Source organism: Gilvirhabdus luticola, from assembly GCF_040117515.1.
In the GTDB taxonomy this organism is placed as follows: Bacteria; Bacteroidota; Bacteroidia; order Flavobacteriales; family Flavobacteriaceae; genus Gilvirhabdus; species Gilvirhabdus luticola.
Genome location: NZ_JBEEEN010000002.1, coordinates 52460 through 77818, shown reverse-complemented (window position 1 = coordinate 77818; position 25359 = coordinate 52460). Strand labels below are relative to the sequence as shown.

The 25359-nt window shown below is 31.1% G+C and carries 23 protein-coding genes; 21 read left to right on the top strand and 2 right to left on the bottom strand.

Annotated elements, in window-relative coordinates; translation table 11 throughout:
• The first annotated feature begins 48 nt into the window (after positions 1-48).
• The 20 genes from AAFP94_RS04830 to AAFP94_RS04735 all read left to right on the top strand — a co-directional run bounded on the left by AAFP94_RS04830 (position 49) and on the right by AAFP94_RS04735 (position 22192).
• Positions 49-669 carry a sulfotransferase family 2 domain-containing protein gene (locus tag AAFP94_RS04830; protein WP_316661353.1) on the top strand — a complete coding sequence of 207 codons (621 nt, stop codon included), beginning with the start codon at positions 49-51 and terminating at the stop codon, positions 667-669.
• Between the two features lie 109 nt (positions 670-778).
• Positions 779-1495, top strand: a complete 717-nt coding sequence (locus AAFP94_RS04825) for an FkbM family methyltransferase (protein WP_316661352.1) — start codon at positions 779-781, stop codon at positions 1493-1495.
• Positions 1492-3000, top strand: a complete 1509-nt coding sequence (locus tag AAFP94_RS04820) for a glycosyltransferase (protein WP_316661351.1) — start codon at positions 1492-1494, stop codon at positions 2998-3000. The genes AAFP94_RS04825 and AAFP94_RS04820 overlap by 4 nt, the downstream gene beginning before the upstream one ends.
• A gap of 7 nt (positions 3001-3007) precedes the next feature.
• Positions 3008-3886: a glycosyltransferase family 2 protein gene (locus AAFP94_RS04815; protein WP_316661350.1), complete on the top strand. Its 879-nt coding sequence runs from the start codon at positions 3008-3010 to the stop codon at positions 3884-3886.
• Between the two features lie 3 nt (positions 3887-3889).
• Entirely contained in the window at positions 3890-4804 is a 915-nt protein-coding gene (locus AAFP94_RS04810) for a glycosyltransferase family 2 protein (RefSeq protein WP_316661349.1), read from the top strand.
• 139 nt (positions 4805-4943) lie between these two features.
• The gene (locus AAFP94_RS04805) at positions 4944-5807 is read left to right on the top strand and encodes a class I SAM-dependent methyltransferase (RefSeq protein WP_316661348.1); all 864 of its coding nucleotides are present in this window, start codon (positions 4944-4946) and stop codon (positions 5805-5807) included.
• Between the two features lie 85 nt (positions 5808-5892).
• The gene (locus tag AAFP94_RS04800) at positions 5893-7098 is read left to right on the top strand and encodes a glycosyltransferase family 4 protein (RefSeq protein ID WP_316661347.1); all 1206 of its coding nucleotides are present in this window, start codon (positions 5893-5895) and stop codon (positions 7096-7098) included.
• A 44-nt stretch (positions 7099-7142) separates the two neighbouring features.
• On the top strand, positions 7143-8537 hold the full coding sequence (locus tag AAFP94_RS04795; RefSeq protein ID WP_316661346.1) for an asparagine synthase-related protein: 1395 nt from the start codon (positions 7143-7145) through the stop codon (positions 8535-8537).
• Positions 8530-9642, top strand: a complete 1113-nt coding sequence (locus tag AAFP94_RS04790; protein WP_316661345.1) for a glycosyltransferase — start codon at positions 8530-8532, stop codon at positions 9640-9642. The genes AAFP94_RS04795 and AAFP94_RS04790 overlap by 8 nt, the downstream gene beginning before the upstream one ends.
• Before the next feature lie 11 nt (positions 9643-9653).
• Positions 9654-11090: an MBOAT family O-acyltransferase gene (locus AAFP94_RS04785; RefSeq protein ID WP_316661344.1), complete on the top strand. Its 1437-nt coding sequence runs from the start codon at positions 9654-9656 to the stop codon at positions 11088-11090.
• A gap of 21 nt (positions 11091-11111) precedes the next feature.
• Entirely contained in the window at positions 11112-12035 is a 924-nt protein-coding gene (locus AAFP94_RS04780) for a hypothetical protein (RefSeq protein WP_409628162.1), read from the top strand.
• The gene (locus AAFP94_RS04775) at positions 12032-13195 is read left to right on the top strand and encodes a glycosyltransferase family 4 protein (RefSeq protein ID WP_316661342.1); all 1164 of its coding nucleotides are present in this window, start codon (positions 12032-12034) and stop codon (positions 13193-13195) included. Before AAFP94_RS04780 ends, AAFP94_RS04775 begins: the two co-directional genes overlap by 4 nt.
• 208 nt (positions 13196-13403) lie before the next feature.
• The gene (locus AAFP94_RS04770; RefSeq protein ID WP_316661341.1) at positions 13404-13952 is read left to right on the top strand and encodes a class I SAM-dependent methyltransferase; all 549 of its coding nucleotides are present in this window, start codon (positions 13404-13406) and stop codon (positions 13950-13952) included.
• 29 nt (positions 13953-13981) lie between these two features.
• On the top strand, positions 13982-14827 hold the full coding sequence (locus tag AAFP94_RS04765) for an FkbM family methyltransferase (RefSeq protein ID WP_316661340.1): 846 nt from the start codon (positions 13982-13984) through the stop codon (positions 14825-14827).
• Positions 14827-16155, top strand: coding sequence for a glycosyltransferase family 2 protein (locus AAFP94_RS04760; protein WP_316661339.1), 1329 nt, complete (start codon positions 14827-14829; stop codon positions 16153-16155). Before AAFP94_RS04765 ends, AAFP94_RS04760 begins: the two co-directional genes overlap by 1 nt.
• 5 nt (positions 16156-16160) lie before the next feature.
• Entirely contained in the window at positions 16161-17264 is a 1104-nt protein-coding gene (locus AAFP94_RS04755; RefSeq protein ID WP_316661338.1) for a glycosyltransferase family 4 protein, read from the top strand.
• On the top strand, positions 17261-18400 hold the full coding sequence (locus tag AAFP94_RS04750; protein WP_316661337.1) for a glycosyltransferase: 1140 nt from the start codon (positions 17261-17263) through the stop codon (positions 18398-18400). Before AAFP94_RS04755 ends, AAFP94_RS04750 begins: the two co-directional genes overlap by 4 nt.
• Complete coding sequence (locus tag AAFP94_RS04745; RefSeq protein WP_316661336.1) at positions 18397-19767, top strand: O-antigen ligase family protein; 1371 nt, start codon at positions 18397-18399, stop codon at positions 19765-19767. The genes AAFP94_RS04750 and AAFP94_RS04745 overlap by 4 nt, the downstream gene beginning before the upstream one ends.
• Positions 19730-20740 (top strand): glycosyltransferase family 4 protein, encoded by a 1011-nt coding sequence (locus tag AAFP94_RS04740; protein ID WP_316661335.1) that lies wholly within the window; start codon positions 19730-19732, stop codon positions 20738-20740. The genes AAFP94_RS04745 and AAFP94_RS04740 overlap by 38 nt, the downstream gene beginning before the upstream one ends.
• Positions 20741-20797: 57 nt before the next feature.
• Positions 20798-22192 (top strand): sugar transferase, encoded by a 1395-nt coding sequence (locus AAFP94_RS04735; RefSeq protein ID WP_316661334.1) that lies wholly within the window; start codon positions 20798-20800, stop codon positions 22190-22192.
• A gap of 26 nt (positions 22193-22218) precedes the next feature.
• Here the strand turns inward: AAFP94_RS04735 and AAFP94_RS04730 are convergent, their stop codons facing one another.
• Both AAFP94_RS04730 and AAFP94_RS04725 read right to left on the bottom strand, forming a co-directional pair.
• A complete protein-coding gene (locus tag AAFP94_RS04730; protein ID WP_409628158.1) occupies positions 22219-23391 on the bottom strand; it encodes a lipoprotein N-acyltransferase Lnb domain-containing protein in 1173 nt (390 codons plus the stop codon).
• A gap of 11 nt (positions 23392-23402) precedes the next feature.
• Positions 23403-24473, bottom strand: coding sequence for a putative type IX sorting system protein PorV2 (locus AAFP94_RS04725; RefSeq protein WP_409628156.1), 1071 nt, complete (start codon positions 24471-24473; stop codon positions 23403-23405).
• Between the two features lie 117 nt (positions 24474-24590).
• Between AAFP94_RS04725 and AAFP94_RS04720 the strand changes: the two genes are divergently transcribed.
• Positions 24591-25337 (top strand): CDP-alcohol phosphatidyltransferase family protein, encoded by a 747-nt coding sequence (locus AAFP94_RS04720; RefSeq protein ID WP_316661332.1) that lies wholly within the window; start codon positions 24591-24593, stop codon positions 25335-25337.
• The last annotated feature ends 22 nt before the right edge of the window (positions 25338-25359 follow it).

The following is a 25359-nucleotide window of genomic DNA, read 5'->3' as shown; positions in this document are numbered from 1 at the left end:
CTATTAAGTGACTGTTATTCTAAAACCCTTAATATATTATAAAAAATTATGATATCTCATAAATACAAATGTATTTTTATACATATACCTAGAACTGCGGGTTCATCGATTGAAAAGTGGATTTGTGGAAGTGATTGGTGGAAAATCGACAAACAAACAAAACACCTTTTAGCAAGTCAGGCGAAATCTATTTATCAAGAATATTGGGATAGTTATTTTAAATTTTCCTTTGTAAGAAACCCATGGGATAGATCCGTTTCTTGCCTTAAGCACCCAGAATATTTTGGAATTTTATTTGATAAAAGAATGAACTTTAATTTGTACAAAGAAAGATTTAAATTTCCTATTTTGGTAGAGTATGATTATAGATTCTATCAAGCTAAAGATATTGTCAATAATCGTCATAAAGAAAATATGGTCTATCAAAATATTTTGGATAAAGAAATAGACTTTATTGGTACATATGAAAATTTAGAGAAAGACTTAAATTTTATTAAACGAGAATTGGGAATCAAGGATAAATTTGAAATAAAAAAAAGTTTAGAGAAATCAAATAACAGATTAGCTTATCAAAAATATTATGACCAAAAGTCAATTGAAGAAGTAAATTCATTGTACAAAGAGGATATATTAAAATTCAATTACTCATTTGATAATATATTTAAATGAATTAAATAGTAAGTAAGTCCAATAAAAAAAATATAAATATCTAAAATTAATGATTAGCTTATTTCTTTTATTAAAAACCAAAATATTTGTTTAATCTTAATTATGACTTATGAAATTATTTAAAAAAATAGTTAAGCGTTTCCTTCCTGGCAAAAAAAATAAGCCAATTAAACAGTATCATAAAATTAGTTTTTCTCAATGTGGTGAAGATTTACTTGTAGATTATATTTTCAATTTAAGAGGAATAAATAAACCAAGTTATATCGATATTGGAGCGAATGCCCCCTTTTTTTTAAATAACACAAATATCTTTTACCAAAGAGGATGTAGAGGAATAAACATTGATGCAAATCCAAATTGTATTGAAAGATTTAAGAAAGAGAGACCCGAAGATGTAAATTTAGCTGTGGGTATCGGTTCTGAAAATTCCAATAAAATATTTTATGTGATGAACGACTCAACATTAAGTACTTTCTCTGAAGTAGAATATCAAAAATACTTAAAGACAGGAAAATATAAATTAGTAGAAAAAAAATTAATAAAAATTACGACATTACAAGAGGTGTTGTCCATTTATAATAAAGGTCTTTTTCCTGATTTCTTATCTATAGATGTGGAAGGTTTGGATTTTGAAATTATTAAATCAATTAATTTTGCCGAATCTTCTCCTAAAATAATTTGTATAGAAGCAGCAGAATACTCTCCAATAGGTTCAGGGGAAAGAAGAAATGAAATAATTAACTTTCTTGAACAGAACGATTATTATGAATATGCCAATACAAACTTAAATGCTATAATGGTTAAACGTGATTTCTGGTTTATATGACTCCTTTTTTTTCTATAATCATTCCAACCTATAATGCAGGTTCAACTTTAGATATGGCTTTGGCTAGCGTTGTAAATCAAACTTACAGGAATATTGAAATACTAATTATTGATGGAATATCTACAGATTCTACCTTAGATATTGCTAGAAGGTATCAAAAGGAGTTTCCAAATATGATTATTACTTCTGAAAGGGATAAAGGGGTTTATGATGCAATGAATAAAGGAATTAAATTGGCAAGTGGAGAATGGATATACTTTATGGGTAGCGATGATGCATTATATGATAATTGTATATTAAAAAAAATTTCTGAAACTTATAATGTTAATTCTCTTGATGTCATTTATGGCAATATCACTTCGCCAAGGTTTGGAGGAATTTATGATGGAGAATTTACCCCAAGAAAAATTATTTTAAAGAACATTTGCCACCAAGCTATTTTTTTAAATAAAAAAGTTTTTGATGAAATAGGTAATTTTAATTTAAAATATAAATATCACGCAGATTGGGATCACAATATAAGGTGGTTTTTTACAGATAAAATTTCACATAAGTATGTTGATTTAGTGATTGCAAATTATGCGGATGGAGGCCTAAGTTCTCAAAACGAAGATTTAGTTTTTAAAAAGTATAGAAAACAGAATTATCCATTAGTCTCAATATGTATTCCTACTTTTAATGGCGCTGAATTTATTGCAGAAGCATTAGAATCTGCTATTGTACAAACGTACACTAATTTGGAAATTGTTGTATCTGATGATGATTCAGATGACAATACTTTAGAGATTATAGAATCATATAAGAATTTAACTGATATTCCAATTCATGTTTTTCATCATGTTCCAAATGGTATCGGTGCAAATTGGAATAATTGTGTTCACTATGCTAGTGGTGACTATATTAAATTTTTATTTCAAGATGATTTAATGACTCCAGATTGTATAGATAAAATGATGCAATTGGCTTTAGTAGATAAAAAGGTAGGTTTAGTGTACTGTACTCGCGATTTTTTAATTAGTGGAAATCCAGACGATTTTAAGATTTGGTTAAACAAATGCAGTGTTTTGCATAAAAGTTGGTGTAATTTAGAAATTAAAGATGGTATTATTAGTGGTAAGCGATATTTAAAAGATGCCTTTTTTATGCGCTCTCCAAGTAACAAAATAGGAGAACCAACAGCTGTATTGTTAAAGAAAGCATGTTTTGATAAAGTTGGTTATTTTAATAACGATTTAAAACAAAGTTTGGATATAGAATTTTGGTATAGGCTTATGCCTTACTATAGTATAGGTTTTGTTGATGAAAACTTGGTAACTTTTAGATTGCACTCTAATCAAGCTACAGCTGTAAATAATAAAAATAATATAAATGAGAAGCCAATGCTACAAGCTATTTATTATAAAACTATTTTTTGGCATTTACATCCAAGAGAACGCTGGAAATTGTTTAAAAAATATTCTAAAACAGGAGATATTTATCGACGATTAAAATCTATTTTTAAATAATACATTTGTGACATACAAAAGAGTATCCATAATATTACCAAACTATAATCACGCCCCGTATCTTAAGGAGCGATTAGATAGTATTTTTAATCAAACGTATCAAGATTTTGAAGTCATCATTCTTGATGATGCCTCAACCGACAATAGTTTAGAGGTACTTAACCAGTATAAAAATCATGTTAAAGTATCGCATTTTATAGTAAATTCTAAAAATACGGGTTCTCCTTTTAAACAATGGAAAAAAGGGTTAGAACTTGCTAAAGGTAAATATACCTGGATTGCAGAGAGTGATGATAGTTGTAAATTAAATTTTTTAGAATCACAACTGGATGCGCTGCAAAATTTTGAAGTAGCAGTTTCGAAAGTATGTATTCAGAAAAATAATATTATTACCAAAACCGAAATACAGCATTCGGCTTTTTTGGAAAAAGACAATATAAAATTGGAAGCAAGCAATTTTAGCTTTAATTGCCCTATTACAAATGTAAGCTCCATTATATTTGAAAGAATAGAAGAAAACAAACTTAAAAAATCAACATTTCAAAATTATGGAATAATTGGAGACATTGTTTTTTACTATGAATTTTTTAAAAACAGAAATATCATCTTTAATAGAGATACGGTTAATTATTACCGCCAGGATATAGGAAGTCTTTCATTATTGGATAATAGGAGTGTTACATATTATAAAAGATATTATAGCGAACATTTAAAGCTAATAAACCTTTTATATTATAACGAAAAAGATATAACAACTGCAATTAGAAAAAAATATATAACGCGTCAGTTTAACAAAGTAAGAAACCGTGTAATAAAGAAAAAAAAGCTCACCCTTACTTATCTTTCTATATTTTTAAAATATAAATATCATTTGTTAATTTCGTAATGCATGGTTTCAATAATTATACCTTATTATAATAGGCCTATAAAATTACAAAGAGCGATTGATTCTATTCAAAATCAAACGTATAAAGATTTCGAAATTATCATTGTAGACGATGCCTCTGATATACCTTTTAATATCAGTCCTTCAAAAAATGTAAGTTATATTAGATGTCAAGAAAACAAAGGGCCTGGTGTAGCAAGGAATATAGGATTGCAAAAAGCAAAGGGTGAGTTTGTTGTTTTTTTAGACTCGGATGATTATTGGAATGAAAATTTTTTAAAAAAAAGTGTAGCTGAACTAAAAAAATATTCAAGTGTCATTATGGTATATGCTATAGGATATTCGGTTGATGAAAATGAAGAAGAAATTAAAGAATTAAAGAAGGTTTTTTCTAAATCAAATAAAATTTTACCAACCATATTGCAATATGGCCGACCGTGGTTTACTAGTGCTTGTGTTTGGAGAAAAGAACTTATAAAAGATCTAAAGTGGATAGAAGCCAGGGCTTGGGAAGATTATGCATTTGATGTAAGTGCAGCCATTAATTGTAATCAGATTTATGCTATTAATGAAGCTTTAGTATATTATGATGCCACAGGAATTGACAAACTTTCAAACCAAAACACATATAATAGTGCTTTAGAAAAAAATGCATCTATTAAATATATTGCAGAGAGAATAAGCACCTCTCCTTTTTTTTATGACACATTAATTAGAAAACATATGGTTAAATTAATATTAAATAATACAATTGCTTTATTGGTTAATGATGTTAAAAATTATAAACTATATTCGAATAATATAGGGATGCTAAAAGTTTATAATGGGATTTTTATGTCATTTCTGGTTTTTATATTTACTCATATTAATAAAAAACTTGGATTGCCTCTTTTAAGACGCTTAAGGAAAAAAATATGAATTGGAGTTTTGATCTAGAATAAACAATGCATTTAAAAGAATTGGATGGTTTTTTGCAACAAAATAAATTAAAAAAGTTTAAGGCTTTTAAAGATTTGTCTATTGTTAAAACCTTGACGCCTGCAAAAATTTTGAAATAATGACTGCTTCAAAGAGTAATACTGTTATAAATAAAGAGCATTTTGATCATCTTTATTTGAATGTCAATATCAACTCTATTTTAAAGAAAATTAATAATCTGCATAGCTTTTTAAATGATGCTACCAAAACAGATACCAGTTGGGTTGGCATGTATTACGATGATTTTCAAAACAAGTTAAAAGGGAAGAAAGTTTTGGAACTTGGCTGTGGCGATTGTACAAATGCTGCAATCATGGCCGCATTAGGAGCTGACGTTTATGCTAATGATATTTCGCAAGTTGCGGGGAAGTTTATTGAAAACCTAAATGAACAATTTCCATTTGATACACCAATTACATTCATTAAAGGCGATTTTTTAGAATCTGAATTAACACCAAACTTTTACGATATTGTAATTGGCAAAGCGTTTGTACATCATCTTACGCCAAATCAGGAGATACAATTTATAGAAAAAATAGTGACTGTATTGAAACCAAACGGTCTAGTAAGATATTTTGAACCTGCTATTAATAGTAAGTTTTTAGACAAGTTGAGATGGCTGATTCCAGTTTCAGGCAGACCCTCAAAACTTCAAAGAAAAGAATTTGAAAGCTGGAAAATGAATGATCCGCATCCTGAAAGAGATAATTCGTCTAAAAACTATGAAAGAATTGGGAAAGTTTATTTTGAACAAATAAGAATAATTCCTTTTGGAAGTATTGAACGGTTTCATAGATTATTACCGCAAAAATATGATAGAAAATTCAGAAGATTTGCCTTCAAATTGGAAAAACAATTACCCAATCGTTTGAATTTGACATTTGCAAGAAGCCACTTGATAGAGTATCGTAATCCTATTAAATCTGGAGAGTTAAATGTATAGAAATAACAAATTCTTTTTAAAACTGCGACAGGAACTACTGCAATGCTATTTAAAGGAAGTAAAAAGTATTAGGAACTAAAAGAATATGGCAAAAGGAGAAAAAGACATTTTTAAAATTGCAGTTTTTTCAGGAGCCATTCCTAGCTCTATGTTTATAGAAGCTTTTATCGAAGAATTAGCAAAACATCATAAAATACTTTTATTTGGTGTAGTTGATCAGGTTACGAAATATTATTCAAAAAATATTAAAATTTTAAAAACACCGAAAACTCATTGGTCAAATTTAATAGTATCACTATATAGAACTTTGTTTCTAATTTTAAAAAGACCAAATGATCTGTTGCTCTTATTTCAAGAAATTTCAAGGTACAATCGATTATATGATAAATGGATTTGGTATTCTAAATTTTTACCAATCATACTTTACAGGCCAGATATATTTCATATGCAATGGACTAGAGATTTAGAATTTTATACTTTTTTAAAAACACGGTTTCATATTCCTATAGTGGTTAGTTTTAGAGGTGCTCATGTAAATTATTCACCTATCGTAGAACCATATATAGCTGACATATATAAAAAGACATTTCCGAAAGTGGATGCGTTTCATGCAGTTTCTGAAGCTATTGTTATTGAGGCGCAACAATATGGCGAAATTAAAGATATAACAAGGATTATACATTCGCCAATTCGTTCACTTTTTTTTGAAAATTACCAGCGCTTTAAAAAAAGAGAAGAACCTATTTTTAAGATTGGATCTGTTGGACGGTTTCATTGGATTAAGGGAATGAAATATGCTTTTGATTCTTGTATAATATTAAAAGATGCTGGATTTAGTTTTGAATATTCATGTATAACTACCAATAGCATTAATGAAGAGCAGTTATTTCAAATTCAGCAGTTAGGATTGAATGATCATATAAAAATTAAAGAGGCTCTTGCACAGACTGATTTAATAGAAGAGATGAAGACATTTGATCTCTTGTTATTAACAAGCCTAGAAGAAGGTATTGCTAATGTGGTCTTAGAAGCCATGGCCTTGGGAATCCCTGTTATTTCTACAGATTGTGGTGGTATGTGTGAAGTTGTGAAACCGCGAGATACAGGATGGTTGGTGCCAGTACGCGACCCACAGGCTATTGCAAATGCCATTATTGAAGTATCAGAAACATCTGAATCTGAAATGCAACGGATTACTCAAAATGCACATAACTTTGTAAAGACACATTTTAATTCAGAGGACAGCATTAAACAGTTTCTAATTCTTTATGAATTGGTAGCCTCAACTTAATTTTATGGCTTCAATTGATTTAGTATATTAGTATGCCAAATAACATGATTAAATTAACCACGCCAATTATACCAAGTAAACAAGTTTTTGCTAAAGTAAATGCACCTCATGAATTGCATTTAGAAGCAATTTGCGTTTTTGCAGCTATAGGTTTTTTTTTAGATCAGGATACCTATTGGAAAGATGACATTGTTTTACGAGCTGCAACCGATCATGTGCTTGATACCTCTAATATACTCTTAAAATCTAAACCTTGGTTTCATTGGCATTACTCACCAAGAGATATCTCCTTTAGTCAAGCTTTAGAAGAGTTTTCAGAATTATTTGAAACTATAATACTCGAGCAAACACAAAATAAAAAAGTAATTTTACCACTTTCTGGCGGGTTGGATAGTAGGACACAAGCCGTTGCTTTAAAGCAGATTAAAGCTGATGTTTATTCTTATAGTTATGAATTTGAACATGGCTATCAAGAAACAAAAATTGCCAAGCAAATTGCACAAACTTGTGGTTTTAAATATGATTCTTATTCAATACAAAAAGGTTATTTGTGGCAAGTCCTGGATGAATTATATCAAATAAATAAGGGTTACTCTGATTTCACTTCACCACGTCAAATGGCTATATATAATAAAATGAATAGTATGGGCGACATGTTTTCTCTTGGACATTGGGGCGATGTACTATTTGATGATATGAAAGTAGGTGAGAACATTTCTTTAGATGAACAAGTGAACATATTAATTAAAAAGCTCCTTAAAAAAGGAGGTCTTGATTTTGGTAAACATCTTTGGCGATCTTGGGAACTCAAAGGAGATTTTTATGACTATTTTTATAATCGTATTTATAGTCTCATGAAGAGAATAGATATTCCACATTCTCCTAATGCCAGAATTCGCGCTTTCAAATCAATGTATTGGGCACCTCGTTGGACGTCAATTAATCTAGCCATATTCGAGTCTAAACATCCTATTTCTTTGCCTTATTACGATAATCGCATGAGTCAGTTTATATGTACGATTCCAGAAGCTTATCTTAAAAATAGATTATTACAAATAGGGTATATAAAGCGACGTTCACCAGAGATTGCAAAGATTGAATGGCAAGACCATCACCCATTTAATTTGAATAATTATCAATTTAACAAATCGCCTTTTAACTTACCGTTTAGAATATCTAATAGGTTACAGCAAACACTAAAATTGTTATTGGGAATGCCTTATATTCAGCGCAATTGGGAGTTGCAATTTTTGGGTAGGGATAATGAAAATCAATTAAAAAATGCTCTTGAACAGAGCCATTTAGACCAATGGATTTCTAAACAATTAATAAATAAATACACCGAACAATTTTTTAGGATTGACTCGATTAATAATGCGCATGCAATGAATATGTTATTAGTACTGGCCAAATTTAACCAAGCATCGAGATATGTCTAAACGAATAAAAATCTTATTTACTATTCCTAATTTCGATACCGCAGGTAGCGGAAATTCTGTTTATGACATGGTAAAGGGATTGAACAAGGCCTTGTTTGACCCAGAAATTTGTTGTTTTCATAATCGGGGTGAATTTTTTACAAAAATTGAAACCTTGAATGTAAAAACTCATCTTTTTCCATTTACGACGCCATATTATCCACTCATAACTTTTCCACAACGGGTATTAAAAATCTCACTGTTTTTTAGATCTTTAAATGCGGATATTATACATTCTTGGCACTGGAGCTCTGATTTTTCGGAACCTTTGGCTGCAAAACTAGCAGGAATACCTTTTGTCTATACTAAAAAAGCGATGGGTTGGGGAAATAAGGCTTGGCGATGGCGTTCTAAATTAAGTACTAAAATTGTTGCTGTCAATGAGGAGATGATAGATAAATACTTTTCAAACATGCATGACAAAGTAGTGCAGATACCTCTTGTGGTAGATACTGATTATTTTAAACCCTTAAGTAAAAGTTATACGTCACCAGAAGGCTTGTCATTTGAAAAGGACGATTTTGTCATTTTATCTGTAGCTAATCTGGTGCCAGTAAAAGGTATTGAAATATTATTGCAGGCTATTTTAAAAATAAATGAAGCTACTATTAAAGTTCTTGTTGTAGGCGATAATAATAATGAGTACGGAATTGCTTTAAAGGAACAATATGATCATCATAGCAATATTATGTTTTTTGGTAAACAGCTTGATGTAAGACCTTATCTAGCTTTAGCCGATGTGTTTGTTATCCCTACAAAGGATGAGGGACGCAGAGAAGGTTTGCCGGTAGCACCTATGGAAGCGATGGCTGTTGAGCGTATAGTTTTAGGATCGAATGTTTCTGGAATTAAAGAGGTATTGAAAGCGTTTCCTGAATGCTTGTTTCAGGCGAGTGATGTAACGGGTTTGGCTGATAAAATAAAACAAATAAAACAAATGTCATTTATTGAAAGAAAAGCTCTTGCACAATCTATGCGTGCCTATGTTGAAAAGGAATTGTCAATAAAGACATTTATTAATGAACACGAGATTTTATATAAGAAAATATTAGTTGAGAAACCCTAAAGAATTTAACCATGCTATTTAATTCGATTGATTTTGCTATATTTTTACCTATCGTTTTTGCACTTTATTGGTTTGCAACCAGAAAGCATTTAAAACTTCAGAATTTACTTATTGTTGCATCCAGTTATGTGTTTTATGGGTGGTGGGATTATCGCTTTTTAGCATTGATTCTGTTCAGTACTATTGTAGACTATAGTGTTGGTCTGATGTTGCAAAAAACTAACCAACAATCTAAAAGAAAAGGTTTACTTTGGTTAAGTATTCTTGTTAATATTGGATTATTAGGCTTCTTCAAATATTATAATTTCTTTATTGATAATTTTACTCAAGCTTTTTCTTTTTTTGGAACAGAGGTCCAGCCAAACAGTTTAAATATTATTTTACCAGTAGGCATTAGTTTTTATACGTTCCAAACTTTGAGTTATACCATTGATGTCTATAGACAAAGGCTTCAACCTACTAAAGACTTTATTGCTTTTGCTGCTTTTGTCAGTTTCTTTCCGCAGTTGGTTGCAGGTCCTATTGAACGTGCTACGAATTTGTTACCTCAATTTTATAAAAAGAGACAATTTGTTTATAGCCAAGCAGTAGATGGCTTACGGCAAATTTTATGGGGTTTGTTTAAAAAAATTGTCATTGCTGATAATTGTGCTTTTTTTGTAAATACTATTTTTGACGGTTATTCTGATTATTCAGGAAGCACTTTATTATTAGGCGCTGTGTTTTTTGCGTTTCAAATTTATGGTGATTTTTCAGGCTATAGTGATATTGCGATCGGAACAGCACGGTTATTTGGATTTAAATTAAAACAGAATTTCGCCTTTCCTTATTTTTCAAGAGATATCGCTGAATTTTGGAGACGTTGGCATATATCACTGTCTACTTGGTTTCGTGATTATGTCTATATTCCTTTAGGAGGTTCGAGAGGCACCAGATTAAATCAAATACGTAATGTATTTGTCATTTTTTTAGTAAGTGGCTTTTGGCATGGCGCCAATTGGACCTTTATTGTTTGGGGAGCTTTAAATGCGTTTTATTTTTTGCCTTTATTGTTATTTGGAAAAAACCGTATACATACCAATATCGCTGCAGAACATGGTGTATTACCTACTGTTAAAGAAGGAATGATGATGTTGTTGACATTTTTACTTACAACTTTGGGATGGATCTTTTTTAGAGCTGACAATATAACTATGGCCTTTGATTATGTACATCGTATTACCAATATATCGCTGTTGTCTATCCCTGAAATTCGACCTACTTTTTTAATTATTTTTATAGGATTATTTATAATGATTGAATGGTTTGGACGACGACAGTTATACGCCATTGAAACTCTATGGTTAGGTTATCCGAAGGCTCTACGCTGGGGAATTTACTATTTCATTGTGATGATTATTTTCTTATATGGTGGTAAAGAGCAAGAATTTATCTATTTTCAATTCTAATGTATAATGAAAGTATTTTTATTGAAAATTAGTCTTTTTCTTGGATTTTGTAGTATAAGTTTTTTTGCTATATTTTCTCTAGCAGATGGAACAACAGATGCTTTTTACTTAAAATTTGCTTCATCCAAACAGAGCTCTTTAATTGTTGGTTCTTCAAGAGCTGCACAGGGGATTATCCCTCAAATGATACAAAATAAAGAATTAGATTACGATATTTATAATTATGCATTTACTATAGCTCATACACCTTATGGAAAAGTCTATTATGAGAGCATAAAGAGAAAATTGGATGTAGATAGTAAAAATGGCTTGTTTTTAATTTGTGTTAATCCATGGACAATTTCTAGTAAGACTATTCATTCTGAAGATTCTTTACATTTTAGGGAGAATGGTTCTTTCATTGATAAAACATATTTCGTTAATTTGAATCCTAATATAGAATATTTGGTTGAATCTTATGATAGGTTTAATATTGATATTATTACCAATAAAAAAAGAAAAGGGGATTACCAAACATTTTTTACTCATAATAACGGTTGGCTAGAAGTTACTATAGAATCAGATATGATTTCTAATCAAGAGAGAACCCTTAATAAAATCAAGTCTTATAAAAAAAAGTTAGATATGTACTCTGGGTATTCTCAAAATAGAATGTTTTATTTAAAGAAAACGATAGAGTTATTAATGAATCATGGAGATGTATATCTTGTAAGGCTTCCAGTGAATGATGATATGTTATATTTAGAAGAACAATTGTTACCAGATTTTGATGTAAAAATGGAGGCACTATCACGGTTCTATCAAATAGAATATATTAACGCTATACCTTTTCGAAAAAAATATAAATATACCGATGGGCATCATTTGGAATTATCATCTGGAGAAGCATTTTCTAATTTCCTGGCGAGTGAAATAAAAAATAACAAACTAAATACCTTATATTGAAAGTAGGCATTGTACTATCTAAAACACCAACATATTCTGAAACCTTTTTCCTTTCTAAAATAAGAGGATTACAGAAACATGGTTTTGTTGTCTCGCTCTATGTTCAAAAAGAGGATGTAAGTTTTAAATTGTGTAATGTTGTGCAAGCACCAAGATTTTACAGAAAGAATAAGTTTTTACAAATATTAGCGATTTTTCAAGTTATTTTCAGGTTGTTACCTTTTTTAATAAGACTTCAAAATTTTATTAAATTAGAGCGTAAAGTGGATAGATCATGGCATCAAATCCTTAAAAACATTTATAATAATGCACATATATTAACTGCAGAGTTGGATTGGTTACATTTTGGTTTTGCAACTATGGCCTTACAAAGTGAACATGTTGCTCAAGTTATTGATGCTAAAATGGCCGTGAGTTTAAGGGGTTTTGATATTGATGTGTATGCATTGCAACATCCTAATTGTTATTCGTTGCTCTGGAAACAAGTTGATAAAGTACATTCTATTTCTAATTATTTATTGGATAAGGCCAAGTTATTAGGTTTATCTAATGAGATTTCGTATTCCATTATAAGACCAGCTGTTGATTTATTAAAGTTTAATCCTGTTAATAGGGTATTATCAGAACCCATTAATTTTTTAACCGTAGGGCGATTACATTGGATAAAAGGATTGATTTATACTTTAGAAGCTTTGGCTATATTGAAGGTGAAAGGAGTAAAATTTAATTATACTATTATTGGTTCTGGCCCTGATTATGAGCCCATTGTTTTTGCAATTTCCCAATTAGGTTTAACTAAAGAGGTTAGGCTTCTTGGTAAGAAAACACATAAGGATACATTAGGTTATTTTACAATTTCAGACATATATATACAATATAGTATCTCAGAAGGTTTCTGTAATGCTGTTTTAGAGGCACAAGGGATGGGATGTTTGTGCGTTGTATCAGATGGTGGTGCACTACCTGAAAATGTGATACACAGGCAAACTGGATGGGTTGTTCCAAAAAGAAATCCAAAACTATTAGCGAATGCTTTGCAGGAAGTTATATTGTTGCCTGAAGATGTTAAAGGAGAATACAGAAAAAATGCAACAAAAAGAGTTATTGAGGCATTTAGTTTGGATTTACAACAAAAAACCTTTAGAGAGTTTTATAATTGACATCTTGATTAATTTTAGGTTCAATATTTCAATGAATTTTATAAAAAATATTACAACGTATTGTTTACTTCTGCAAAAAAAGAGTACTAATATTTATAGAACCTTTTTTTATTCTGGAAATACAGTTTACTGTGCTATTTGCAAGTGGCATGGGCAACATTTTTTTAATGAAAAATGTCCTAGATGTAACTCTCAACCAAGAACACGCTTGATTCCCTTTTCTTTGCAATATTTTGGCTTAATCAAAAAGAATCTTAAAATTCTGCATATTGCACCGAATGTAAATGAATACAACTATGTAAAAAGTAATTTTGATACACTTTTATGCTATGATCGATTGGATATTAAAAAAAGAAAACATACAAATATAAAACAAGATATTACGCAAATGAACATTGCTGATAACACTTATAATCTTGTTATTGCCTGGCATGTTTTTGAGCATATAAAAGACGATATAAAAGCTATTTCAGAAATTTATCGCGTTTTAAAACCTACAGGTTATTTACTGGTAAGTGTTCCTATTTATCCTATTGGCAGTATATTGACCTATGAAGATAATCGTATAAACTATAAAGACTATTATAAGATTCATGGTCATCATGATCATTGCAGAAGTTGTGGGTTGGATTATTATAAACGCTTTGAAAGCGTTGGATTTAAAACAAAAGTTTTAGATTTGAAAAAAGTTGAATCTATTAAAATGGAAACGTTTGGATTACTTAAAGAGCACGTAGTTTGGTGTTTTAACAAATAATTTATACATAATAATTTGATAAAGAATTAATGAGTTGGCTATTAATTAAATTCTATGGCACTATTCCGAACAAATTTAGAAACTATATTGGTAATATTTCGTGGTTGCGTTTTATTAGAGATATTGTTTTAAAAAAGCATGGTGTTTATCGAGAAGCGAGTGCTTTTGTTTCTAGAACTTATGTGAATTATGATGTAAATTTTAAGTTTTTCGCATCTATAAAAGACGTTTCGAAAGCAGTTGATAGTGGTATTGAGAATAAAGTGTTAAATAATTCTATAAAGCTCATGAATGATTATAAAAAGCAACAAGATGATTGTATTATAATTGATGTTGGCGCAAATTTTGGATATTTAAGTCTGGTCTGGGGAACTTCACTTTGTCAAAATAACGGAAAGGTATATGCGTTTGAACCAAATATTAATGTCTGTCATTCTTTTATAAAATCGATCAATATAAATAACTTAAAAAAGATTATAAAAATTGAAAATAAAGCTGTTGGTTCTGAAAATGGAAATGTTGATCTTTTTATTAATAATACGACATCAAACTTAATAAAGGAAGAAACCTCTTCCATCGTTAAAACACAAATAGATGTGGTAACTCTAGACAGTTATTGTATCGAAAATAATATTCATAGATGTGATCTTATTAAAATTGATGTTGACGGTATTGAATATGACATTTTAAAAGGAAGTATTCACACCCTAAAGAAATTTAAACCTATTTTTATCATTGAAACAAATCAAGATGAACGCATCATAGAATTTTTTAATGAAAGTAATTATCTTGTTTTTGATATGGATTTGAACCCTTATCATCCAAATGCAGAATTACCATTAAACATATTCTGTATCCCAAATAAGATTAGTTAATGCTCTTTAATTTTTTAACATACTTGCAACCAACGCATTATTTTTCTTTATTTAGAAATAATAACGACTCTATATTTCCCATTATTGCTGATTTGCCTGAACATATTATAGAGCAATTAGAATCTGATACTCATTTTAATAGCAATGTGGCTACACAATACGATTTATCATGGCAGGCATTACAAAAAGGCTATATAGGTTCTGCAAAAACTTATTCTAGTATTGAAGGCTTGCCCATTGAAGATAATTATCTCTTTTTACGAAAATATTTTCATTTTCTTTGGGTGTTTTATGTGTTGGTTTTTAGAATATTGAGTTTTAAAAACCCTGTAAAGGAATTCAAATCTTGGTATAAAACACGAAACACAAAACGTAGTAATTATGTGAATACCCCAATAGAACATGAAGATTGGAGCCATTTTGAATCAGGTTTACTCAATGAAAAACCTAAAGTAAGTGTTGTTATACCAACCCTAAATCGTTATTTGTATTTAAAAGATGTATTTCAGGATTTAGAGCAACAAGATTATAAACATTTTGAAGTTATTGTTGTTGATCAGTCCGATGATTTTCAAGTTCAATTTTACAATTCTTTCGCGCTGGATATTCAAGTTACTCATCAACAAGAGAAGGCGTTATGGTTGGCTCGAAATACCGCAATTCGAAAATCAAAAGCTGATTATCTATTGTTTTTTGATGACGATAGTCGTATTGACTCTGATTGGATTCGGAATCATTTGAAATGTCTTGATTTTTTTAATGCCGATATATCATCAGGTGTTTCTATATCAAAGGTTGGTGCGAAAGTTCCAGATCATTATTCTTTTTTTAGAATTAGTGATCAACTCGATACAGGGAATGTCCTTATTAAAAAAGATGTGTTTAAAACCATAGGCTTATTTGACCGGCAATTTGAAAAGCAACGTATGGGTGATGGTGAATTTGGGTTGCGAGCTTATTTACATGGGTATTTGAATGTTTCCAATCCATTTGCCAAACGTTTACACTTAAAAGTTGATTCCGGTGGATTACGTGATATGGGAATTTGGGATGCCTTTCGTACAAACAAATGGTTTGCTCCTCGCCCTATTCCTAGTGTGTTGTATTTATTTAGAAGATACTATGGCAATGCCTCTGCAAAGCGAGCATTGTGGCGTACTATACCTTTATCAATCATGCCATATAAATTTAAGACACATAAAGGAATGATTCTTCTAGGTATTTTTATTTCATTTTTATTGACGCCTATTGTGTTTTTACAAGTGGTTAAATCTTGGCGATTATCAAGCATTAAATTAAAACAAGGCCCATTAATTGAATCGTTATAAAAATCATGAATTTAAAGCGTATTATTATAGTTTCTTCTGAATTTCCTCCACAACCTGGTGGGATTGGGAATCATGCATTTAACCTTGCTAAATATTTACAACAAAATGGTTTTAATATAAAAGTTATATCTGATAATCGCTCTAGAAATGGTGAAGTAGAAAAGCGCTTTGATGAAGATTTACCTTTCAGTGTACATCGGGTAAATAAAAGACGTATTCGCTTAAGAATGTATTTTAGAAGGATTCAATTATTATTCAGGCATATTAAAACTTCTGAAGTTGTTATTGCTTCAGGTAAGTTTTCGTTATGGATTGTTGCCTTCTGTGGGCTTTTTTATAATCGACATTATATTGCTATTATTCATGGTAGCGAAGTGAATTATAAATCTAAACCATTAAAATTTTCTATAGATATAAGTATAAAACGATTTTCAAAAATTATTGCTGTTTCTCATTATACAAAATCGCTACTAGACCATTTAAATCTAAATAATATTATCATCATCCCAAATGGATTTGATTTTGGGAAGTGGTCATCTAAACAAATGAAATGTATCGCTCTAAAAGGAAACCCCAAATTAATCACGGTTGGAAATATCACGGAAAGAAAAGGTCAACTACATGTTATAAAACATCTACCAGAATTGCTAAACGTATTTCCTGACTTGCATTACCATTGTGTTGGGATTCCGACTGAATCCAAGAGGTTTATAAAAATTGCAAAAGATCTACAAGTGTCAGAACATGTCACATTTCATGGTCAGGTTGATGATAATTTACTACAGCAATTATTAGTTACAAGTGACGTGTTTATAATGTTGAGTAATGAAACTTTAACTGGTGATGTCGAGGGTTTTGGTATTGCTATTCTAGAAGCGAATGCTTTAGGCGTTCCAGCAATTGGATCTATTGGTTGTGGTATTGAAGATGCCATAGATCAAAATACATCAGGAATGTTAATTAAGTATGATGATTCACAGGCTTTAATTCATACATTGAAGACTATTTTAGATAATAAAGTGCAGTTCTCGAAACAAGCCAAAGACTGGGCAGAAGCACACGATTGGAATCTCATTGTTAAGCAGTATATTCATGCCATGAATCTATGAAGTTAGCTATTATATCACATACTGACCATTATACAACTCATGATGGGACTATTGTTGGCTGGAGTCCAACAATTAATGAGATTAATCATTTGTTAGACGTTTTTGAATCTATAGTTCATGTTGCCATGCATAATGATGGAAATCCGCCTTTAAGTACGATGGCTTACAATTCTGATCGCATTACCTTTGTTTCCATTCCAGCAGTTGGTGGGCATTCTTTTTTTGAAAAATTAAAGATTATATGGCATGCACCAAGAATCATTAAAACTGTATCGAAGGTATTAAATCAAGTTGATTGTTTTCAACTGCGCACTCCAACGGGGATTGGTGTTTTCTTAATTCCGTATTTAACATTTTTCGTAAAGAAAAAAGGTTGGTATAAGTATGCAGGGAATTGGAATCAGAAAGATGCTCCTTTAGGTTACCGTTTACAACGATTATTGTTAAAACATCAAAAACGTAAAGTTACTATTAATGGTCATTGGGACAATCAACCAAAACACTGTTTATCATTTGAAAACCCTTGTTTGACTTTAAAAGATATTACATTAGGACGAGAGATAGTTAAAGAAAAAAAAGTTGACAGGCCTATTTCTTTTTGTTTTGTAGGCCGATTAGAAAAAGAAAAAGGTGTTGAGCGCATTATTAAAGCATTTAGTCAATTATCCAGCGATAAAAAATTAAAAGTTGGTATTGTTCATTTGGTTGGTGAAGGAAAAAACAGTAATTATTATAAGACACTAAGTGAAGATTCTGGTGTTCATTTTATATTTCATGGCGCCTTGTCACGGAAAGATGTTTTTGAAGTTTATAGCCAAAGTCATGTGTTTTTACTGCCCACCACAGCATCTGAAGGATTTCCAAAGGTTATTTCAGAAGCTATGAATTTTGGATGTATTCCGATAGTGTCAGATATTTCTTGTATTTCGTATTATATTAAACATGATATCAATGGATTCTTATTAAAACCAGTTACAGTTGTAAATTTAATTAGACAAATTCAAGTTATTATGAATTTAACTGATAAAGAGTATCAGGCTCTAATAAATAAACAAAGGGAACTATTAGAATCATTTACATTTACCCACTATAATAAGCGAGTTGCGTCTGAACTTTTAAAATTAAAAGCGCCTTGAGATTAAAAGCAGCGTTACATAAAAACGATCGTTATATTGGTTTGGTATTGTTACATATCGTGATAGGCTTTGCTATTTTTTTATTTGAGCCATTGTCTAGATTGTATTTTTTGGTGGTCATGGTATATTTTTTAGGTCGTATCATTCTTGTTGTTCCATCAAAAAAAACCCAAGAAGTCCTATTAGGATGTGCCTATTTTGCTGGCGCTGAAGTGCTTTTTAGAATGACCAAAGGAGGAATCGCCTATGAGGCTTCCAAATATTTGGTCATTCTCTTTATGATGATGGGCATGTTTTTTAAAGGATTATCTGGAAAGGGATATCCTTATTTTTTTTATCTTATTGCTTTGGTGCCAGCTGTTATTGTAGCATCTATTACTTTAAGCTTTGATGCCCGTTTCAGGACTAATATTGCTTTTGTTTTGAGTGGTCCAGTATGCCTAGGCATTGCCGCCTTGTTTTGTTATGATAGAAAGATCACACAATCTCAACTTTTGAAGGTTATAATGTATTTGGCGTTGCCTTGTATTGCCATGACCGTTTATTTATTTTTATATAATCCCAGTATTAAAGACACCTTGTCTGGTACTGCATCCAATGCAGCTTCATCGGGTGGTTTTGGCCCTAATCAGGTTTCGACTGCGCTCGGATTGGGAATGTTTGCAATGTCTGTAAGATTGTTTATAAAATCACCCAGTTTAATACTAAAATTACTAAATTTGATTATTTTGGGAGCCATGACCTTTCGAGCTATTGTGACCTTTAGTCGTGGTGGTGTTTTTGCAGCTATTATAGTGATTGCTGCTTTCTTATGGATTGCTTTTAATAAATCTTCAAATGTACAGAGAGGACGATTAATAGGTATATTTATCTTATTTGGCATAGGTATTTTGATAACCTGGACTATAAGCTCAACCCAAACCCATGGATTGATAGATAAGCGCTATACAAATAAAAATGCCCAAGGCATAGAAAAGAAAGACATTTCCACTGGTCGATTGGATCTTTTTATGGAAGAAATTGATGGGTTTTTAGGAAGCCCTTTTTTAGGGATTGGCGCCAGCCGCGTTAAGGATACGCGTGTTGAAATTTCTGGAAACGACTTACCATCCCATAATGAAATTGGGAGGTTATTGTCTGAACATGGTTTTTTAGGTGTTATTATAATATTAATATTAATTATTAAACCACTGGCATATCGTACCACAAATAGACGTAATGTTTATTTTTATGCCTTTTTATGCTTTTGGTTTGCCACTATTAATCATTCGGGCATGCGGATTGCTGCACCAGCATTATTATATGCTTTAGCCTTATTAAATGTTGTACATGAAAAACATCCTATACATAGGAAACAAATTACATAGTAAAAAGCGCAATGTCTCCTCTATTGATACGTTAGTACCATTACTCGAAAAGGAAGGCTATACCTTATATTATGCATCGTCTCAATTGAATAAGGTATTACGACTTTTGGAGATGCTTATGGCTTGTTTGCGTTATAGACAACGGGTAGATGTTGTTATTATTGATACCTATAGTACATTGAATTTTTATTATGCGCTTTTTGTAAGTCAATTATGCAGGATTTTAAACCTAAAATATATTCCTAGTTTAAATGGCGGAAATTTACTCAAGCGACTTCGAGAAAACCCTTTTTTATGTCGACTCATATTTAATCATGCTTATAAGAATGTATCTCCATCTTTATTTTTAAAACAAGCTTTTGAGGATTTTGGATATACCAATATTGATTATATACCAAATAGTATTGAATTAGAACATTATCCCTTTAAAGAACGTTCATTTGCTCAAGTCAATCTTTTTTGGGTGAGGTCTTTTTCAATTATCTACAATCCGCTATTGGCTGTTAGAGTACTTAAGGTACTTCGAGATGATGGGATTGATGCTAGTCTCTGTATGGTAGGACCTGATAGCGATGGTACTTTAAAGCAAACGAAAAAGTTAGCCAAGCAATTAGACGTGAATGTTAAATTTCCAGGAAAATTAAGCAAACCTGAATGGATAAAACTGGCTCAAGATTATAATATCTTTATTAATACGACCAATTTTGACAATATGCCTGTAAGTGTTGTAGAAGGGATGGCTTTAGGTATGGTTGTGATATCTACCAATGTTGGAGGGATGCCATATTTGATAGATCATGGTCATGACGGTATTTTAATTGAGCCAGATAATGTGAATGCCTTCGTCAATGCTATTAAGCACATTATGCGAGAACCTGAAATGGCACATCTACTTGGAGTTCATGCCAGACATAAGGTTGAACAGTTTGATTGGAATGTTATTAAACACCTTTGGTTTAAAGCTCTGCAATAATATAATGTTGATAAATACATAATACTTATTATCTTTACTTTACATTTGCTATTACTCATGCCTCAAAAGAAAGGAATACATTTTAATATTTCTGAACGAAAGATATTATTGCGAATCTTTGATATTATTTTCGTACTTGGTAGTTTATACTTTGTCAGTAACACATTTAAATTTGACTATTTTACCTTTTCACAAGAAAACTGGACCTGGGCTCTAGTGTTGGCGATCTACCTTTCTGTGTTTGGAACAGTTTTCGAACTCTATGATCTTCAAAAATCGAGTAAGTTGGAAAAGGTTGTGGCCAATGTTATTTTAACTTGTTCTGTCACTGTTTTGGTATATTTACTTACCCCATTTTTCACTCCTTTTTTACCTACCAATCGTTTGCAAATCCTCTATTTTTATTTTGCAATCGTTTTAGCACTTTTGTTATGGAGAATTGCCTACCTCACATTTATTGTTTCTCCAAGATTTTTTAAAAAAGTACTTATTATTGGAGAGACTTCAAATATTGAAGCCATTGTTGAAGCCTTTAAAGATGCCGATCCTAATTATGTCATTTCTGGTTTTATCAATTGTGAAAGCAACTCTCCAGAATCTGTAAAATTTAAGGGTGTAAAAGAATATGATCCTAGTGAAATACATCATATTATAAAGCGTGAACATATTTCTGAAATTGTTGTTGCTTCTTACAACTCTGAAACTATTACAGCAAGCATTTATAACGATTTAATTAGCCTTCTTGAAATGGGATTTCCTATCAAGGAATATACTCAAGTTTATGAAGACATGACCTATCGCGTACCAGTTCAATTTGTGGGAAAGGATTTTTACAAATACTTTCCATTTAGCAGAAGTAATCAAAACAAATTGTATTTATTTTACAGACGCGTTTTTGATGTTGTTTTTTCTATCTTATGCATTATTATTGGTGTTTGTATTGTACCCTTTATTTTATTTGGCAATGCTTTAGGTAATAAAGGACCACTATTTTATAGACAAGATCGCGTGGGAAAAAATGGTCTTGTTTTTAATATTTTAAAGTTTAGAACAATGATCGATAATGCTGAACAAAATGGGGCAGTATGGGCTAAAAAAAATGATAGTAGAGTCACAAAATTTGGAAAATTTTTAAGACGTTCAAGATTGGATGAACTTCCTCAAGTTGTCAATATCTTAAAAGGAGAAATGAGTTTGATAGGACCAAGACCAGAACGCCCATTTTTTGTGAGAGAACTATCTCAAATCATTCCTTTTTATGAAACACGTCATATTATTAAGCCTGGTTTAACGGGATGGGCTCAAGTGAATGAACGCTATGGTTCATCGGTAGATGCCAGTCTTGTAAAACTTCAATACGATTTGTATTATATCAAGCATCGCAGTTTCTTTTTGGATGCCAACGTTATTGTAAAGACCTTGAGCACTATTCTATTTTATAGAGGGCAATAACTTAATTTTCAGTAAGCAGTAAGCAGCTATTGGTTATTGAAAAAAGTAATTAAAAATAGATATCTAATTACCAAAGCCATTAAAATTGGAATTAAAGTAACTGTAAATACCTGAATACCAATGCTCCAATGCAAAATGAGAAGACAGAGCATGATCAGTAAAAACTTCAGGTATTTTTTTACCCAATTTTTTGAAGTCTTTTTCAATAGTTGAGGTAGTACAATCAAGTTGAATGGAAAAGCCCAAAGGACATTATAATTGTTTGCTGTAGCACTATGATCTGTTGCAAACCATAATAAAAGTATACAAACACCAATTAAACCAGTTATAATAAAAACTAGACCATCTACCCAAATTGTACGTTCGCCTTTTTTGAAATCTAAATAGGTTAGATATAAAAGTACAATAGATACCAGAGAGAAAATCATCAACGGACTAAACAAAAAGTTTTTGGAAATTGGTCTTTCAACTTTTTCATACAAAACATGGGTTTCTTTTACCAGAGATTTTTGGGAATTCTGCAATGTTGCTACATCAAAATAATCGAAAATGAATTCTGGTAAAAACATGAAATCTTCAGGCTTTGCTTTCTTATCAATTACAGCTCCTAGAGCGATATCTATGCCAACACTTCCCCAAGAATTGCTTTTTAAATTTTCTTGAATGAGTTGCCTGAATGTTTTATCGCCTATACTTTCAGGTGTATGGAAAACCAATTCATCTTTTAAAACATCTTCAGCTACATCTCGAATTCGCGTAGCACAGTTGTCATAAAAAAAGTCATAAAGGTAAGCTCTGTTTTTAGGTTCATAATTTGTTAACAGATAATTAAAAAGATCTTGTTTTTGAAAAGGTGTAAGATTTAAAACCTGCTCTTCTATTGTTCTATTTTGTGCCATATAACTGGCTAAAAAATCATCATAATAGTTTACACCTAATAGATAATTTAGCTTTCCTTGAGCGAATTTTAAATAAAAGTTTGGCGTATCAAAATCATATACGCCATAGTTAAAAACTAAATCCAGTTCGTTTGATTGATCCTGTATTCTAAATGCAGAATGCCCAAAAGAATCATTGAGTGATGTTCCAGGGCCTATGGTAAGTACACTTACTTTTGCTTCAGGTGATAATGGATTTTGTGAACATATCTTTACTACGGTAAAAAAGTAAAGAAAGAGCAGCCAAAGTTTTTTCATCATTCAGAATTAAATTATCTAAAGATACTGAAATCGATCTTTAATGAAAACACATTAGAATACAGCGCCACGCTTTGATCTCCAATATCTGTAAACGCATAATCTATTTGAATACCATTGTATTTAAAACCCAAACCAAAACTAGGTTGAAAGCTTACTTGCTCACTATTATCTATTTGCAATTCGTTCTGAAAATTACCAACACCACCACGTAAATAAACCATATCTACATAACCAAATTCAAAACCAAATGCTGGATTAATACTTGCAAACGACGAAGAAATGATATCATTGTTTTCCTCAAAACGAACATTTAAATTCAATGCTGCTAACAACGAATAATCATAATTATGATAGAATTTTTTGGACACTCCAATCTGCAATTTAGGAATCGTAATTTCGGTACTTTCAGGTAGTTCCTGGTTTTGCCCTTCAACGGCATCTTTGATGGTTTCAAACTCTTTTTCGTCAATACTCCAGGCATTAAACGTGGTTGTAATATCCCTAGCCATGACTCCGAATTTCCAATTGTTGTTGGATTCAAACTGTATTCCTGCGTCTAAACCAAAACCCCAAGAAGAAGCAAAGTCCCCAATAATACGACGAATGACTTTCGCATTGACTCCAAGTTTTAATCCTTGTACAGGTAATTGCCGTGCATACGAAAATGTTAAGCCATAATCTGCGGCAGAAAACAGGCTGATTCGATCGTAATTGATGTTGCCCTGTTCATCTATTAATTGTGTGGTGTTTAAAATATCATCTACTGCAAAACGAATAACAGAAAGCCCAACTGCACTGTCACCGTCTAATGGCATAGCGAAGGCTGCATAGTCATAATTTGCTATACTTGCAAAATAACTGGAGTGCATTAAGGCTAATTGATTATCTTCTAATGCTAATAAACCAGCAGGATTCCAATAGCCAGAATTAACGTCTGCAGTATGTGATGTTACAGCACTACTCATACCCAATGCAGCAGCATCGACACCAATGTTCATAAACTCGTTAGAATATTTTCTGACCGTTTGTGAAGACACAGTAAAAGATGCCAACAGAAAAAGCGTCACTATGTATTTATTCAAGCGCAAAATTTTTACAAATATGCATATAATTTTCTTCCTAATTAACTTGAAAAGCTTGCAGATATTGTTTTTGTCTCCAATTGTTTCCTATTTTTACACTTGTACTAAACTAACTTTATGAAAAGACACATTCCTAATTTTTTAACGCTTTTAAATTTACTATGTGGCAGTATCGCTGTTATTTATGTCGTTAACAACAATTTTGTTGTTGCATCGTTATTCGTTTTTTTAGGTATTTTCTTTGATTTTTTTGATGGTTTTGCTGCTAGAAAGCTAAATGTGCAAAGTGAGTTAGGGATTCAGTTGGATTCTTTAGCAGATTTGGTGACCAGTGGATTAGTGCCCGGATTGGTAATGTTTAAGTTGTTATCAATAAGTACAAATACTTCTGAAATTATTAATGAATGGTCTTCTTATACAGAATGGACTGGATTTAAGTTACCTATACTACCTCTTTTGGGACTACTCATTACATTAGCATCCGCCTACAGGTTGGCCAAGTTCAATATTGATGAAGACCAGCAAGATTATTTTAAAGGATTACCTACACCAGCCAATACCTTGCTTATTATCTCATTGCCCTTAATTATTGAATTTCACAATAGTAGTTTGATAGATTCTATACTATTGAATAAGTGGTTTTTAATAGGGATTACCTTTTTAAGTTGCTATTTATTGAATTCAAGTGTAAAACTAATGGCGTTAAAGTTTAAAAACTGGAGTTTGAAAAACAATACATTCCGCTATGTCTTAATAATGGTTAGCTTTTTACTTTTAATGGTATTTAAATTTATTGCCATTCCAGTCATTATTCTTGTATATATTTTATTATCCTTACTCAACCAATCCTTCATTGTAAAGTGATCAATATAAAATAACTCTAATA

Bases quoted from the DNA above. Each gene is read 5' to 3' on its own strand.
- AAFP94_RS04785 (WP_316661344.1), top strand. From the start codon at position 9,654: ATGCTATTTAATTCGATTGATTTTGCTATATTTTTACCTATCGTTTTT.
- AAFP94_RS04790 (WP_316661345.1), top strand. From the start codon at position 8,530: ATGTCTAAACGAATAAAAATCTTATTTACTATTCCTAATTTCGATACC.
- AAFP94_RS04755 (WP_316661338.1), top strand. From the start codon at position 16,161: ATGAATTTAAAGCGTATTATTATAGTTTCTTCTGAATTTCCTCCACAA.
- AAFP94_RS04825 (WP_316661352.1), top strand. From the start codon at position 779: ATGAAATTATTTAAAAAAATAGTTAAGCGTTTCCTTCCTGGCAAAAAA.
- AAFP94_RS04720 (WP_316661332.1), top strand. From the start codon at position 24,591: ATGAAAAGACACATTCCTAATTTTTTAACGCTTTTAAATTTACTATGT.
- AAFP94_RS04760 (WP_316661339.1), top strand. From the start codon at position 14,827: ATGCTCTTTAATTTTTTAACATACTTGCAACCAACGCATTATTTTTCT.
- AAFP94_RS04830 (WP_316661353.1), top strand. From the start codon at position 49: ATGATATCTCATAAATACAAATGTATTTTTATACATATACCTAGAACT.
- AAFP94_RS04740 (WP_316661335.1), top strand. From the start codon at position 19,730: ATGAAAAACATCCTATACATAGGAAACAAATTACATAGTAAAAAGCGC.
- AAFP94_RS04810 (WP_316661349.1), top strand. From the start codon at position 3,890: ATGGTTTCAATAATTATACCTTATTATAATAGGCCTATAAAATTACAA.
- AAFP94_RS04800 (WP_316661347.1), top strand. From the start codon at position 5,893: ATGGCAAAAGGAGAAAAAGACATTTTTAAAATTGCAGTTTTTTCAGGA.
- AAFP94_RS04820 (WP_316661351.1), top strand. From the start codon at position 1,492: ATGACTCCTTTTTTTTCTATAATCATTCCAACCTATAATGCAGGTTCA.
- AAFP94_RS04805 (WP_316661348.1), top strand. From the start codon at position 4,944: ATGACTGCTTCAAAGAGTAATACTGTTATAAATAAAGAGCATTTTGAT.
- AAFP94_RS04730 (WP_409628158.1), bottom strand. From the start codon at position 23,391: ATGATGAAAAAACTTTGGCTGCTCTTTCTTTACTTTTTTACCGTAGTA.
- AAFP94_RS04765 (WP_316661340.1), top strand. From the start codon at position 13,982: ATGAGTTGGCTATTAATTAAATTCTATGGCACTATTCCGAACAAATTT.
- AAFP94_RS04750 (WP_316661337.1), top strand. From the start codon at position 17,261: ATGAAGTTAGCTATTATATCACATACTGACCATTATACAACTCATGAT.
- AAFP94_RS04795 (WP_316661346.1), top strand. From the start codon at position 7,143: ATGATTAAATTAACCACGCCAATTATACCAAGTAAACAAGTTTTTGCT.
- AAFP94_RS04735 (WP_316661334.1), top strand. From the start codon at position 20,798: ATGCCTCAAAAGAAAGGAATACATTTTAATATTTCTGAACGAAAGATA.